Source organism: Acidaminococcus intestini DSM 21505, from assembly GCF_000425045.1.
Classification (GTDB): Bacteria; Bacillota; Negativicutes; order Acidaminococcales; family Acidaminococcaceae; genus Acidaminococcus; species Acidaminococcus intestini.
Window position 1 is genome coordinate 1 of record NZ_AULA01000041.1, and the last position, 14,655, is coordinate 14,655.

Consider the following 14,655-nt stretch of genomic DNA (forward strand, 5'->3'; position numbering starts at 1 on the left):
TCTCATAGAGTAATCTAGTAAGACACCTTGAAGATTACAAGGTTGATAGGCAGGATGTGTAAGCACAGCAATGTGTTAAGCTGACCTGTACTAATATGTCGAGGGCTTGACTTAAGGGCCAAGTTTTCATCGAAGTCCGAAAAGGACAAGGAAGTCTCTTCATGAAGTTTTGAGGGCTCATGCCTTCAACAACAAAATCCGGTGACGATAGCTAAGGGGTTCCACCTGTTCCCATGCCGAACACAGCAGTTAAGCCCTTAAACGCCGAAAGTACTCGACTGGAAACGGTCCGGGAGGATAGGAAGTTGCCGGTTGGATTGACACCTCACTTGCTTTAGGCAGTGGGGTGTTTTTCTTATGTCTGATTTTTTTCTTCATGATCTTTCTTTCTGATACTTCATCCCTTATCATCTTTTCATGTTGTAGAGATTGCAAGCTCCGCATGGAACTTGATATGATGTAAATGAAAATATTATAATATTGAAAATATAGTAACAGTTTTATACAAAATAATGAATCAACGTATGATATAAAATAAAAATGTAGACTTTTCCTTACTTTCATGCTATACTCTACGTAAAGAAGGAACCAAAGAGGTTCCGAAAGGAGCTGAGTCCGATGGGCTAGGATCGAAATGATCTTATGTAAACCAAAGGAGGTTTGATAAGATGATTGGTTCTAAAGCATTCTGGATGAAAGTCAAAGAATCCTAGGAAGGGAGACAGTCCAATGGGCCACGTAGACGGAGGTTTGGAAGATAACCTCAAGGAAAGCGATGAATCCTGGCAAGACTGATTTCTGGGAATGAGCCTTCGATGATAAGGATATGAACAGATCGTGTTTCTGGTGATGAATCAGTTTCGAGCGGGTTGTCGCGAAGCTTCACGTAATTTCATACGATAAAGATGTTACCATTTTCACTGATGATGATTCCGTAATGCTTGCGAGGTTGTGTGTAAGTTGATCCTAGAGCGCGGATCCTTCCCTTTGGACCTGCGATGATATATAGGTGCTGCGAAGTCTATATACGTTAGTGCAGATGGAAAAAGAAGGGTGTGAGTCCAAAATACAATGAACTTTGATGAAGCGAGTTCTTTAGTAGAAAGATGACCTTGACCGTATGTCGTGCGGCGGGTCATCTTTTTTTTGCTTTTAAAGTGGGAACCATCTTCGGTTGACCCCTTTTTTTAATTCTTTTATAATGAAATTGCTTTTGAGCTGTTCCTATACGATTTATTATGTTGAGGGGGTTCCTATGAAACTGAAATTTACCAAGATGCAGGGCTGCGGTAACGACTATCTTTATGTCAATTGTATGGACGGGATGATTCCTGAGCCCGGTAAGATCTCAGCATACGTTAGTCCACGGCATCTTTCCGTTGGATCTGATGGACTGATTTGTATCTGCCCGTCTGACAAGGCTGATTTTCGCATGCGCATGTTCAATGCTGATGCATCAGAGGGCATGATGTGCGGCAACGGTTCGCGCTGCATTGCAAAATTTGTTTATGATAAAGGGCTTACCCAGAAAAATCCGATCACTTTGGAGACGCTGAGCGGCATTAAGACCATCGCCATGGACGTAGCGGATGGCAAGGTTGTATCCGCCACTGTTGATATGGGCGTTCCCATTACGGATCCTTCTTCCATTCCCATGACGTGGGAGAAAAGCATATGTCTTGATGAAACCATAACGGTCACCGTTGATGGGGCGCCCCTATCGCTTCGCGGAACCGGTGTTTCCATGGGAAATCCTCATTTTGTGACTTTTGTTGAGGACGTTGCCACCGCTCCCGTTGAGAAAGTGGGCCGCGTCATTGAGCACTCTTCTTATTTCCCGGAACGGGTCAATGTGGAATTCGTTGAAATCGTGGATGATAACCATGTCAAGTTCCGTGTTTGGGAACGCGGCAGTGGGGAGACCCTTGCCTGTGGAACCGGAGCCTGCGCTGTTGCCTATACGGCCATTACCTTGGGCAAAGCCGGACGCCGTGACCAATTCCTTACCGTTGAAGCTGTCGGCGGGCCCCTGCAGCTCAATTACCGCAGCGATGGCCATATGATGATGAAGGGACCGGCTGTCACTGTGTATGAAGGAGAGATGGAGATTCCTGATAACATCTTAAAATGAACATATTGTAAATTTAATGAGGATTTTTCCTTAAAAGATGTACAACTTCATTGACAAGGTCATAGTTTTACACTACAATGAGGAAAGCTTATTTTTCATCATATAACCCAATTTAGTGGATGTTGAGGGGGAATTATTATCTATGGCAATTGTAAATGGAAATTATGCAAAGCTTCAGGATAGCTATCTCTTTACGGATATTGCAAAGCGTGTTGCTGCTTTTACAGCGGCTCATCCGGAAAAGAAAATCATCAAGATGGGAATTGGTGATGTCACCCTGCCGTTGGCACCGTGCGTAGTTGACGCGATGAAAAAGGCGGTTGAGGAATTAGGGCATAAGGAAACATTTCGCGGCTATGGCCCGGAACAAGGTTATGAGTTCCTGCATGAAGCCATTCAAAAGTATTATGCCCGTCATGGTGTGAAGCTGGATACGAAGGATATTTTTATCAGTGATGGGGCCAAAAGTGACTGTGGCAATATCACGGATCTTTTTGAAGATACAAATGTTGTTCTCGTCCCTAATCCTGTTTATCCGGTTTATGCGGATACGAACGTAATGCGCGGTCGCAAGATCCTTTATATGAATGGAACCCCGCAAAATCATTTCCTGCCCATGCCTGATGACAGTGTGAAAGCAGATATCATCTATCTGTGCTCACCCAACAATCCGACGGGAGCTGTTTATACGCGGGAACAGCTGGAGAAATGGGTCGCTTATGCACGGAAGAATGACGCCATCATCCTTTATGATGCGGCTTATGAGGCTTTCATTACGGATCCTTCCATTCCCCGTAGCATCTTTGCCATTCCCGGTGCCCGTGAATGTGCCATTGAGTTTTGCTCTTTCTCCAAGACGGCTGGTTTCACCGGAACCCGGTGTGGCTATACGGTTGTGCCTCAGGAACTGGTTCGCCGGACACCTGATGGGAAAGAACTCCACCTCAATACGATGTGGCTCCGCCGTCAGACGACAAAATTCAATGGGGTCAACTATTTTGTGCAGCGCGGCGCTGAAGCCGCCATGTCCGTCCTAGGCGAGAAGCAGTGCGGTGATATGCTGGACTATTATCGGGAAAATGCCCGCATCATGATGCGCACCTTTGATAAGAAGGGCTATACCTATTTTGGCGGTGTTCATTCCCCTTATGTTTGGATGCAGTGCCCGAAGGGAATGAAAAGCTGGGACTATTTTGATTATCTCCTGAACAAGCTTGCTATCGTTGGAACCCCTGGTTCTGGTTTTGGCAGCATGGGTGAAGGATACCTTCGTCTGACCGCGTTTGGCAGTCGTGAAGGAACGATTGAAGCGATGAAACGGATTGAAAAAGATTCGCTGTAATTAGCAAAAATTATCGCAATCGTGTATAATGAAGGAAGCTACAATCTTGTAATGAAAGGATGACAAACATGAAAAAATTGATTGCTTTACTTGTTATGGTTATGAGTCTTGGTCTGTCCAGCCTCGGCCTTGCAAGTCCTGCCAGTGACGCCCTTAAAACGGAGGAACAGGCCGTTGACGCTGTAATGAAGGTACTCACGTCAAACACAGACCTGGCAACGGTTGAAACCTATTTTACGCCGGAACTGAAGAAGAACTTCACGGCCGCTGCGCTTAAAACCACGAAAAAGAATGTAGAAGACCAGATTGGCAAAATTTCTGATCTGAAGCTGTATCAGCTCCGTCGTTTTGACAATGCCGATGAGCTCGTTTATGTTGGTAAGGCCAATAAATCCCCGAATGCCCGTGTCGTTGTGATTTTTGATACGAAAGGCCGCAACCCCATGATGAACGGTCTTGTTATCATGCCCGCTGATATCCAAAAGGAAATCCAGCAGGCTCAGGCTGCACAGCAGGCGAAAAACAAGAAATAATAAAGTGCGAAAGATCAATCTGGGAGGAAACTTTTCTTCCCAGATTTTTTTGTTAAAAGGTCTTTATGAGGTTTTTTCATCTCTTCAGGTTGTTGCCCGAATAGGGGGCTGGGGTTTGCAAAGACCATTGAATTTCTGTATAATGATGAGGTACAGTAGCCTCTTAAGGAGGTGAAGGGAAGGAGTCTTATTATGTCAGATTGTGATCGTTGCTCCCAGTCGAGCTGCGCAGGCTGCCCGTCTGCGAGTGAGAAAAAAGTTAATCCTCAAGATGTGGCCATCCATCAATTTCTTGGTCAGGTCAAACATAAATTCATTGTCATGAGCGGAAAGGGCGGAGTCGGTAAGTCTACGGTTTCCGTCGACCTTGCCCTTCTTTTGGCTGAAAAGGGTTTTAAAGTGGGTCTTCTTGATGTGGACCTTCACGGGCCCAGCGTTGCCGGTATGCTTGGCTTTTCCAATGCCCATTTGATGGCAAAGAAAGATCGTCTCCTGCCTTTTGAAGTCAATAAGAACCTTTGCTTCATTTCAGCTCAGGGACTGCTGCAAAGTGAAGATGATCCCCTCATTTGGCGCGGCCCTGTCAAAATTGGCGCCATTCGTCAATTCCTTTCCGATACGGATTGGCCGGCCCTTGACTATCTGATCATTGATTGCCCGCCTGGAACGGGTGATGAACCGTTGACCGTCGTCCAAACTATCCCTGATGCGGAAGCTATCATTGTGACGACGCCGCAGAAGGTTTCCTTGGCCGATGTGCGTAAGTCCGTTAACTTCTGTGATATGGCACATATCAAGATTCGCGGCATCATTGAAAATATGAGTGGTTTTATCTGCCCCCACTGTGGGGAAAAGGTTGATATCTTTAAGTCCGGCGGCGGCCGGCAGCTAGCCGATGAAAAGCAGCTGCCTTTCTTGGGACAGATTCCCATCGATCCCATGGTTGTTGCAGCTGAAGATGATGGCAAGCCGCTTCAAAACCTTAGTGAAGGCTGCCGCAAGGCCCTTGATGACATTGTAAATAAGCTGTGAGGCAAAAGGGAGGGGGAGCCTTAAGGCTCCTTTTCCTTTGGTCGTTGAAGGGGAGACTTTCGTTTCCTCTTTGAGAAAGGGTGAAAACTAGTGAAAAAACGAATGATGATGGCTCTCTTTATGGGCCTTTTCGGAGTGGTCCTGCCTTTTAGTGTTGCAGCTGCAAATGAAAAACTTCCGCTTGCTGATGGAGAACTCTTTGTTTCCCAAAAAATTGTTGATGGAGGCAAGGTCTTATATAAGGGAACGACTGCAACCGATAACTGGAACCATGATCCGGAGGTCACTCCAGACGGTTTTGTTGGAACGGCCTTCGTACCGCGTCAAGTTGTCCTTGAAAAGATTGATGTGGCTGGGGTGGGGGATGTCAAACGGATGTATACAGCAAAAGAAAAGATCCAAGGCGCCCAGCAAAAATATCATGGCAAGGCTTATGACTCGTTTCTTGTCATTTATACGGCCATGGATACGGAAGGACGGGGTGGCCAAATGGCCATTCAAAAGGCCGAACTTTTTGGCCGTCTGCTCAATGTGACGGTTGCCATTGATGACCCTAAACGTACGGATACCCATGAGGATGAAGCCTTATTTACCGAAAGCGCCTTATGCCTTCCTTTAAAAGAATTGCCTCAATATGGGACCCTTCTCGTCCGTTTTGCTGATGTGACAGGTCACGGGCTGGGTCTTCAGTATGTCCAGCTTCAACTATAAAAAATGATACAAAAAGCTAATTTATTTCTATTTCAAGAAAATAAATTGGCTTTTTTATTGACCTTTTTCTCATTTAGCGTTACACTTTAGCCATTCTAGTAGAGAAGGGACGGTTAGTCATGATGCAGAATGCTTTACTTGGACAGGCTTTTGTGTATCGTTACCAGAGCTATTTTAGCTTTGGTTATTTTGCGTGCCCACAAAAGAATGTTTGTTCTACCGTAAAGCGAGTGCCGAATCCCCCTTGTGACTGACGATAGCAAGGCGGGTTTGATGATAGGTTTTGACCGTTCAAAGCAGACTCCTTACGAGCCTGCTTTTTTATTTTTAAGGAGGATGGTAGCAATGATTATCGTTATGAAGAAGGGTGCCCCAAAAGAAGCAATTGCAGGAGTGGAAGCGGGGCTTAAGAAACGTGGCTTTACAATCCATGAAAGCATGGGGGTAAACCAAACCATCTTGGGAATTGTGGGAGATACGAGTATTTTGGATCCTGAGGAGTTTCTCGTCAATCCCGATGTGGAAAAGGCCCTGCGCGTGCAGGAACCTTTTAAACGGGCCAACCGTATGTTCCATCCCGATGATAGCATCATCGATGTAAGCGGTGTTCCAGTAGGCGGGAAAAGATTTACTGTCATAGCGGGGCCCTGTTCCGTTGAAAGCCCGGAACAGATGAAAAAGATCTCCCATTCCGTGAAGGAAAGCGGTGCCTCCATGGCGCGGGCCGCCCTTGCAGCTGGGGCTGACGGGCTGATCATTGAGACCCACAACGATCCCCAGCACGCCCTTTGTGACGGGGCACAGAGCCTTACCTTGCCCGCCTTCCATGACCTTATGGAAGACCTTCGCAAGATTGCTCCTGTCGTGGGCCGCGAGCTGTAATCCCTTTGGAAGAAAAGAAGCAGAGTGGGAGAAAGGAACCATTTACATGAAGTCACTGGAAGAAACGACGTTTGCCATCATTGGATTGGGTCTAATTGGCGGCTCTTATGCCAAGGCTCTGAAGAATCGGAACGCCCATAAAATCATCGGCATGGACCGTAATCATATTGTTTCCCTTATGGCTAAGGATGAGGGGTATATTACAGACATTGCTGATGAGGATCCTTCCCTTTTGCAGGGAGCGGATATCATCATCTGCGCCATGTATCCCGGAGCTTTTGTTTCTTTTGTCAAGGACCATGTGAAGTATTTCAAGAAGGACGTCCTGCTCACGGATGTAATGGGCATCAAAGGCAGCATTCCCGATGAAATCGACAGGCTTTTGGGCCCGGAAATGGATTTTGTACCGGCGCATCCGATGGCCGGACGGGAAGGCAAAGGATACGGTCAAAGTACCTCCCGGATTTTCGAAGGAGCAAATTTCATTGTCATCAAGCGGAAAGAAAATCGCCCGGAAAATGTAGCCTGGCTTCGTGCAATCGCACTTCAGATTGGCTGCGGCCGGGTTGTTGAACTATCTGCCAGGGAGCATGACGGCATCATTGCCTACACAAGTGATTTGCCCCATATCATGGCGGTGTCCCTCATGAACAGTGATTCCATGAAGGAAAATACCAAGTACTTCATTGCTGGCAGTTTCCGTGATGCAACAAGGGTCGCCGATATCAATGGGACGTTGTGGTCAGACCTCTTTCTCCTGAATAAGGAACCTGTCATTGCAGAAATCGAGCGTCTTGAAACCCAGCTGGAAAAATGGAAAAAGGCGTTAAAGGAGGGAGACAGGAAGACCCTCCTTGTCATGATGGATGAAGCAAAGAAGAAGAGAAGGGATATGTTCTATGGAAAAAATTGATGTTGCACTCGGACAGGATTCCTATACCATTGAAATTGCCAGAGGTCTGTGGAAGGATGTCGGGACAAAGATCCGCAGCCTTTCCAAAGCCGAAAAGGTTGCTGTCATTACGGATGACACGGTGGATGCCCTTTATGGCAAAGCGCTCGAAGAAAAACTTTCCAAGGAAGGCTTTATGGTTCGCCGGTTTATTTTCCCTCATGGGGAGCACCATAAGACTCTTGCGGTCTTTGAAACCATGGTCAGGGCCTGTGCCCAGTTTGGAATGACCCGGTCGGATCTGGTTGTGGCTTTGGGCGGCGGCGTCGTGGGAGATCTTGCCGGCTTTGTGGCCGCGTCTTTTCTGCGGGGAATTGATTTTATCCAAATCCCAACAACGCTTCTTTCCCAGATTGACAGCAGCGTTGGTGGTAAGGTCGCTGTGGATCTGCCAGAAGGAAAAAATCTCGTAGGCGCTTTCTACCAGCCGCGAGGCGTATTCATCGACCCGGATCTGCTTGATACCTTGCCAGTCCGTTACCTCCATGACGGTTTTGCGGAGGTCATCAAATGTGGGGCCTTCGGCAGTGCTGACTTTTTTGCCGCGTTGGAATCGCTTCCTGATGATCGGGCGATTCTTGCTGCAGCCGAATCCATCATTCATCGCTGCATCCTTATCAAGGTTGCGGTTGTCGAAAAAGACGAGCGCGATACGGGGGCCCGTATGGTTCTTAATTTTGGTCATACCATCGGACATGCTGTGGAACGGTATTATCACTATGAAAAGTATACCCATGGGGAAGGCGTTGGCATTGGGATGGTCCGTCTTACCCAAAATGCGGAGCGTCTGGGACTTGCTCAAAAGGGCACGGCCGAGAAAATCAAGACCTTGCTGGCTCGTTTTGGCCTTCCTACAGGCGTTTCCATGAACCCGGAGGACATTGTCCGTGGCATTGCTTTGGATAAGAAAAAAAGGGGGCATGAGATTACCCTTGTGATTGTGCCGGAAATCGGTCAGCATCTTTTGAAGAAAGTTTCTTTTGATGAATTGATGCCATATGTGGAGGATAAACCATGACGACCTTGACCTTGATGCCGTCGCTCTTAGCGGGAACGGTAACGGCCCCTTCTTCCAAAAGCATGGGCCATCGTTTCCTTATCTGTGCCGCTCTTGCCCAAGGTGAGAGCTGGATTCGTGATGTCAGTTTTTCCAAGGATATTGCCGCGACTAGACGCTGTCTGGAAGCGCTTGGTGCGACCATTATGGAAGGTCCTGGGGAAAAAGGCCGAAAAACCTATTTCGTAAAAGGTCAGCCGCCTCATCAAAAATCTCCTCTTATGGACTGCGGGGAATCGGGTTCAACCTTGCGTTTCCTCATCCCCTTGGCAGCCCTTGACGGCAATTGCTACAACTTCATTGGGGAAGGCGAACTGGGAACACGTCCCTTGACACCATATGAAACCCTTTTTAAGGAAGAAAACCTTCATTTTCACTATGGATCGGAGCGTCATTTTCCTCTTTCGGTTCAAGGTCCCTTAAAGAGCGGCCATTTTGTGGTTCCCGGTGATGTGAGCAGTCAGTTCATCAGCGGTCTTCTTTTTGCCTTGCCACTCCTTCAGAGGGATTCTACCATTGAAATCACTGGCTCTTTTGAATCCCAAAGTTATGTGGCGCTTACCCTGTCCGCCCTGAGCACATTTGGCGTCCACGTTTTTCAAGATGAACCGCGCTTGTATCGCGTTTTGGGCGGTCAGGCCTATCGACCCTACAGCGGCAGCGTAGAAGGAGACTTTTCTCAAGCCGCTTTCTTTCTGGTTGCCGGTGCGTTAGGAAAAGGAATATCGATTCGAGGCGTCAAGACAAGTTCCCTTCAGGGAGATAAGGCAATTCTTCCGATTTTACAGCGTATGGGGGCTAAACTTGAAGAAGGCCCGGAAAGCCTAACGATTCACCCCTCATCCCTTCATGGCATTCGCATCGATGCCTCGGACTGCCCCGATCTTGTTCCTATTCTTTCTGTGGCCGCTGCCCTTGCAAAAGGTACGACGGAAATCATTCATGCTGAACGGCTGCGCCTCAAGGAATGCGACCGCCTTAAAGCCATGGCATCGGAACTTACTAAAATGGGTGCCCACATTGAGGAGCGCCCCGATGGACTTATTATCAGGGGAGTGCCGATGCTTCACGGTGCAGGGGCAGATAGTTGGAATGACCATCGCGTTGCGATGAGTCTCGCCATTGCTGCAACACGTTCGGACGGTCCTGTTATCCTAACAGGCAGTGAAAGTGTACAGAAATCGTATCCTCAATTTTGGCAGGACTATGAATCATTAGGAGGAAAAATCAAATGAGTTCTACAGTCGGAATGCGGCTTCGTATGACTATCTATGGCGAATCCCACGGTCCTTCCATTGGAATCGTTCTTGATGGCTTGCCGCCCAATATCACAATCGACCTGGGCGCTATTGAAAAAGAAATGGCGCGGCGCGTACCGGGTCAGTCCCCGCTTTCCACACATCGGAAGGAAACGGATCAATTTACTATTGAAAGTGGTTTTTTTGAAGGAAAGACGACCGGAATGGCTCTATGTGCCCGCATTGTGAATCACGATGCCCATTCCAAGGATTATTCCCTGTTAAAGGATGTCATGCGTCCCAGCCATGGCGATTATCCGGGCTATGTGAAGTCTCATGGAGCCAATGATTACCGTGGCGGTGGGGCTTTTTCGGGCCGCCTCACAGCGCCCCTTGTCTTTGCAGGCGCTGTGGCTAAACAGCTGCTGCGCCAAAAAGGAATCGTCATCGGTGCTCATGTGGCCCGCATTGGTTCGGCCTGCGATCGGCCGTTCCATCCGTTGGGAGAAACTGACGAAACGCTGCTGCACCTTGGCGATCATTACCTTGCCACCTTGGATGATAAGGTGCGTGCGGTCATGGAAAGCGTCATCCGTTCCGCCCAGGAGGACAAGGATTCCGTTGGCGGCGTCATCGAATGTATGGCTCTCCATCTTCCCGTGGGGCTCGGGGAACCCTATTTCGATTCTGTAGAAAGCACGCTGAGCCAGTTGCTCTTTTCCATACCTGCCGTTAAAGGCGTAGAATTTGGGGATGGATTTTCCCTTGCCGGAATGCGGGGCTCTGAGGCCAATGATCCGATGACAATCAAAGGGGATAAGGTCGTTACGACGACAAACCGCAATGGCGGTATCCTGGGAGGCCTTACAACGGGCATGCCCCTCTTGTTCCGTGTTGTCGTAAAGCCGACGGCTTCCATCTATCAACCGCAGCATACGGTGAATATCAAGACCCATGAGGAGACCATACTTGAAATCAAGGGTCGCCATGATCCCTGCATCGTGCCCCGTGCCGTTCCTGTTGTGGAAGCCATGACGGCATGGGCCCTGTGTGACCTCATGCTTTGCCGGGAGCGTGAGCTTTAATGGGACAGGCAAAACGTAGGATTGGACATCAGGGGGTGCCCGGGGCTTATAGTGACCTTGCGGCAACCAGCTTTTTTGCAGGCATGGATTATGAAAAAAAGGCTTTTCCTTACTTTGAAGATGTTGTTGTCGCCGTCATGGACGGGACCATCGACTATGGGGTCCTTCCCATCGAAAATTCTTCCACAGGCGGCATTACCGATGTCTATGACCTAATTCGAAAATACCATGCCTATATTGTAGGAGAAAAGATTGTCAAGGTGGAGCACTGCCTTCTTGTCTATGACGATACGCAGCTGGAAGAAATTCGGGAGGTCTATTCCCATCCACAGGGGCTGTCCCAGTGTCATGCCTTCTTTCGTTCCCATCCTTTTTTGCGGGCCGTTCCCTGTAGCAATACGGCGGAGGCTGCCCGTATGGTGGCAGAGCGGAAGAAGCGTACCCTTGCTGCCGTGGCTGGCATCCAAGCTGCGGAAACCTATGGTCTTTCAGTCCTTATGCGCGGGATCCAGACAAATCAAAGCAACTACACCCGCTTTGTCATTATTGGAAAGAAAAAGGAAATCAGCCCTAAGGCAGACAAGATGACTCTTGTCGTGACCCTACCCCATGAGCCCGGTTCCCTGTACCGCGTTCTTTCCCATTTTGATGAGGAATCCATCAATATGACGAATATCGAGTCCCGTCCCATTCCGGGACGGCCATGGGAATATTTTTTCCACATGGATATTTCCGGTCATGAAACGGATGAAGCGGTTCAGCGGGCCCTTCGAGGCATTCAGGGAGAACGAGCCCATTATACCCTCTTAGGAAATTACGAAGCCGATGGAACTATGTCCCATCTGTAGGAAAGAAGATAGGAGATTGTTATGAAAGTAGGACTTGTAGGAAAGGTCTTAGGTCATAGTTGGTCCTCTAAGATCCACGAAGCCTTTTTTAAAGAAATGGGGATAACAGGAAGCTATGAACTCATAGAGGTTCCTCAAGATAAAATTGACCATTTTTTTGCCTCGGCTGCTCAGCAGTTCGACGGACTCAATGTTACCATTCCCTATAAAGTGAAGGCTCTTCATCATATGCCTGCCATGAGCCAGGCCGCCCAAAAAATTGGGGCTGCCAATACCCTTATTTTTACCAAGGGACGGAAGGAAGCCCATAATACGGATTACCTGGGGTTTGGCAGACTTCTTGATCATGAAGGCATCCATCTTTCGGGAAAAAGAATCATTATCCTTGGAACGGGGGGCGCGGCTCGTGCCGTTCTGCAGTATGTCCTTGATCAGGCTCCGAAGGAAATCATCATCATGGCGCGCAATATGGAAAAAGGTAAGCGGGAATTGATTGATTTCCTTGCGCGGGCACCGGAGGTTACCATGATGGACTATGATCACCAGCGGGACCTTCCTTTTCATGATACCATCATCAATACGACGCCTGTGGGAATGAGCCCCCATACGGGATTTTCTCCCGTCCGTCCTGAGGTCTTTGCAAAGACGCGAGAAGCCGCAGTCGATATTGTTTATAATCCGACAGAGACGAAGTTCATGCACCTTGCCAAAAGAGCGGGTGTGCCATGCTGTAACGGCCTTTATATGCTTGTTGCCCAGGCCATCGCCTCAGAAGAAATTTGGCTGGACCAAAAAGTAGACCGTTCCATTGTGGAGTGTATCGCCGCACGCTTAGAGGAGGAACTCCATGGATAACCTCATTTTTATTGGGCTTCCAGGCTGCGGAAAAAGTACCATTGGAGCCATGGTGGCAAAAGCACTGGCCCTGCCCTTTTACGATGCGGATATCGTCACGGAACGTCTTGCTGGTGAAACCATTCCCCATATGTTTGAAAAAGGGGAAGCTTATTTTCGGATAAGGGAAACAGAAGCGATTCGTCAGCTTTGCCAAAAGAATCGCTGCGTCATTTCTTGCGGCGGCGGTGTTGTGACGAGAAAGGAAAACATGGCCCTTCTAAAAAAAGCAGGGACCATCTTTTTCCTTGACCGTGATGTAGAAGCTATCATTGCCTCCGTTGATACCTCGACACGGCCCCTTCTTGAAGAAGACGCAGAAAAAGTTCGGGACCTTGACCAAAAACGGCGCCCTCTTTATGAAGGCTATGCCGATGTCAAGATTCCTGTGGGAAGCGCATTCAAAAAGACAGCGGCTTTCATTGTGGAGATTTGTAACAAGCGGACTTGATAGAATCTTCCTATGAATTCAATAGAAAACTGAATAATGACAAAATTTTCTGCCCCTTATACAATGAAGACAGAACAATCGGTTTTACTGTCCTGCTTCTGGAAGAAGCAGAGAAAATGGGAGGAAATGTGTCATGTTACCGAAAAAGATCCGCATCTGCGAAGTGGGCCTTCGCGATGGTCTCCAAAACGAAAAAAGAATGTTTACGACAGAGGAAAAGCTGGAACTCCTCGATGGGATGGGAAAAGCAGGCTTCAGCGTCATTGAAGTCGGGTCTTTTATGAGTCCTAAGGCAGTCCCCCAAATGGCCAATACTGATGAAGTCTATGAGAAGCTGGAGAAAGTCCCTGGTGTGGAGTATCGTGCCCTCATTGCCAATCTGCGCGGAGTGGAGCGGGCCATTGCCTGCGGCTGCAAGAAGGTAAAGCTCAATGTTTCGGCAAGTAGGGCCCATAACCTGGCAAATCTCAACCGGACGCCGGAAGAAAGTGTTGCTCGCTTTGGTGACTGCGTTACCTGCGCCAAGGAAGCGGGTCTTGAGATTTCGGGATCCATCTCCATGGCTTTTGGATCTCCTTGGGATAAGGAAATCCCCATCGGTGCTGTCGCCTCCATCGTAGAAGCCTACATGGCGGTCGGTATCAATGAGATTTCCCTTTCTGATGCATCAGGTATGGCTTTTCCGCCCCAAGTTCAGGAAATCTGTGCCTACATGAAGAAGCATTATCCTAAAAACATGTGGTGGCTGCATTTCCATAACACGCGGGGCCTTGGCATGGCCAATATCCTTGCGGGCATGCAAAGCGGCTTCACCCAGTTTGATTCGAGCTTTGCCGGTGTGGGCGGCTGTCCTTTCGTTCCTGGTGCAGCAGGCAACGTGGCAACAGAAGACGTCCTGAACCTTTGTGAGGAAAGCGGCATCGATACAGGCATCGATTTTGATAAAGCCTTGGAAGTGAGCCGCCGTGTGGCTCAGCTGGTGGCCCATCCGACGGACAGCTATCTCCTGCGAGCAGGTAAGAGCAGAGATCTATTCCGGGAGATTCCTACGGGACAAGGTAAAAATGAAACCATGAAATGAGAAAGTGGATGATTTTTATCTTTTTTTTACTAGTTTTTTGAGAAAAAAATAAGACTCATAAGGGGAGTCGTACGAAATTGGCGTCGTGCGGCTCCTTTTCTTATGTTTTTGGAGGTTCTATAATAAATGTTGGGGTGAGGAAATATTCTTTCCTCACCCCATTTTTGCATAAAAAAGTGGACATAGACGGCATCCACTCTTACAATTAAATCGCCAAACCTAAATGAAAGGAAGATGGCCTATGTCCACATTTGATTATATAGCAAATTCCTTGAATGTCAAAGGTAACGTAATAAAAAAATGCATCCACAGTGAGCAACAAATTGAATTTATTATGGAACTGAATCGAGCTGTTGTCCAATGCCCTAATTGTCATGCGAAGACCGATAGAATCAAGGATTACCGTTGGCAAAGGATT

General features: G+C 48.0%; 14 protein-coding genes, 2 rRNA genes and 1 pseudogene. All 17 read left to right on the forward strand.

What is annotated here, in order from left to right:
* Positions 1-114, forward strand: a 23S ribosomal RNA gene (locus tag H503_RS0110230); the annotation flags it as partial.
* Positions 115-197: 83 nt separating this feature from the next.
* A 5S ribosomal RNA gene (gene rrf / locus H503_RS0110235) occupies positions 198-314 on the forward strand.
* Positions 315-1,261: 947 nt separating this feature from the next.
* Positions 1,262-2,131 (forward strand): diaminopimelate epimerase, encoded by an 870-nt coding sequence (dapF, locus tag H503_RS0110240; RefSeq protein ID WP_009015157.1) that lies wholly within the window; start codon positions 1,262-1,264, stop codon positions 2,129-2,131.
* A 142-nt stretch (positions 2,132-2,273) separates the two neighbouring features.
* Positions 2,274-3,473 carry an LL-diaminopimelate aminotransferase gene (locus tag H503_RS0110245; RefSeq protein ID WP_009015156.1) on the forward strand — a complete coding sequence of 400 codons (1,200 nt, stop codon included), beginning with the start codon at positions 2,274-2,276 and terminating at the stop codon, positions 3,471-3,473.
* A 68-nt stretch (positions 3,474-3,541) separates the two neighbouring features.
* A complete protein-coding gene (locus H503_RS0110250; protein WP_016459777.1) occupies positions 3,542-4,006 on the forward strand; it encodes a hypothetical protein in 465 nt (154 codons plus the stop codon).
* A 192-nt stretch (positions 4,007-4,198) separates the two neighbouring features.
* Entirely contained in the window at positions 4,199-5,038 is an 840-nt protein-coding gene (locus tag H503_RS0110255) for an Mrp/NBP35 family ATP-binding protein (RefSeq protein ID WP_016459776.1), read from the forward strand.
* Between the two features lie 90 nt (positions 5,039-5,128).
* Positions 5,129-5,749: a hypothetical protein gene (locus H503_RS0110260; protein ID WP_014127994.1), complete on the forward strand. Its 621-nt coding sequence runs from the start codon at positions 5,129-5,131 to the stop codon at positions 5,747-5,749.
* A 345-nt stretch (positions 5,750-6,094) separates the two neighbouring features.
* Positions 6,095-6,631 carry a hypothetical protein gene (locus H503_RS0110265; RefSeq protein ID WP_026385719.1) on the forward strand — a complete coding sequence of 179 codons (537 nt, stop codon included), beginning with the start codon at positions 6,095-6,097 and terminating at the stop codon, positions 6,629-6,631.
* Complete coding sequence (locus H503_RS0110270) at positions 6,576-7,544, forward strand: prephenate dehydrogenase (protein WP_226828512.1); 969 nt, start codon at positions 6,576-6,578, stop codon at positions 7,542-7,544. The genes H503_RS0110265 and H503_RS0110270 overlap by 56 nt, the downstream gene beginning before the upstream one ends.
* On the forward strand, positions 7,531-8,601 hold the full coding sequence (gene aroB / locus H503_RS0110275; protein ID WP_016459774.1) for a 3-dehydroquinate synthase: 1,071 nt from the start codon (positions 7,531-7,533) through the stop codon (positions 8,599-8,601). The genes H503_RS0110270 and aroB overlap by 14 nt, the downstream gene beginning before the upstream one ends.
* Positions 8,598-9,875: a 3-phosphoshikimate 1-carboxyvinyltransferase gene (gene aroA, locus H503_RS0110280; RefSeq protein ID WP_016459773.1), complete on the forward strand. Its 1,278-nt coding sequence runs from the start codon at positions 8,598-8,600 to the stop codon at positions 9,873-9,875. The genes aroB and aroA overlap by 4 nt, the downstream gene beginning before the upstream one ends.
* Positions 9,872-10,963: a chorismate synthase gene (gene aroC / locus H503_RS0110285; protein ID WP_009015148.1), complete on the forward strand. Its 1,092-nt coding sequence runs from the start codon at positions 9,872-9,874 to the stop codon at positions 10,961-10,963. Before aroA ends, aroC begins: the two co-directional genes overlap by 4 nt.
* Positions 10,963-11,811 carry a prephenate dehydratase gene (gene pheA / locus H503_RS0110290; RefSeq protein ID WP_009015147.1) on the forward strand — a complete coding sequence of 283 codons (849 nt, stop codon included), beginning with the start codon at positions 10,963-10,965 and terminating at the stop codon, positions 11,809-11,811. Before aroC ends, pheA begins: the two co-directional genes overlap by 1 nt.
* A gap of 21 nt (positions 11,812-11,832) precedes the next feature.
* Complete coding sequence (locus tag H503_RS0110295; protein WP_026385720.1) at positions 11,833-12,666, forward strand: shikimate dehydrogenase family protein; 834 nt, start codon at positions 11,833-11,835, stop codon at positions 12,664-12,666.
* On the forward strand, positions 12,659-13,156 hold the full coding sequence (locus H503_RS0110300) for a shikimate kinase (RefSeq protein ID WP_009015145.1): 498 nt from the start codon (positions 12,659-12,661) through the stop codon (positions 13,154-13,156). The genes H503_RS0110295 and H503_RS0110300 overlap by 8 nt, the downstream gene beginning before the upstream one ends.
* Positions 13,157-13,289: 133 nt before the next feature.
* Positions 13,290-14,237, forward strand: coding sequence for a hydroxymethylglutaryl-CoA lyase (locus H503_RS0110305; protein ID WP_009015144.1), 948 nt, complete (start codon positions 13,290-13,292; stop codon positions 14,235-14,237).
* Positions 14,238-14,478: 241 nt separating this feature from the next.
* Positions 14,479-14,655, forward strand: a pseudogene (locus tag H503_RS13010) (ISL3 family transposase); the annotation flags it as partial.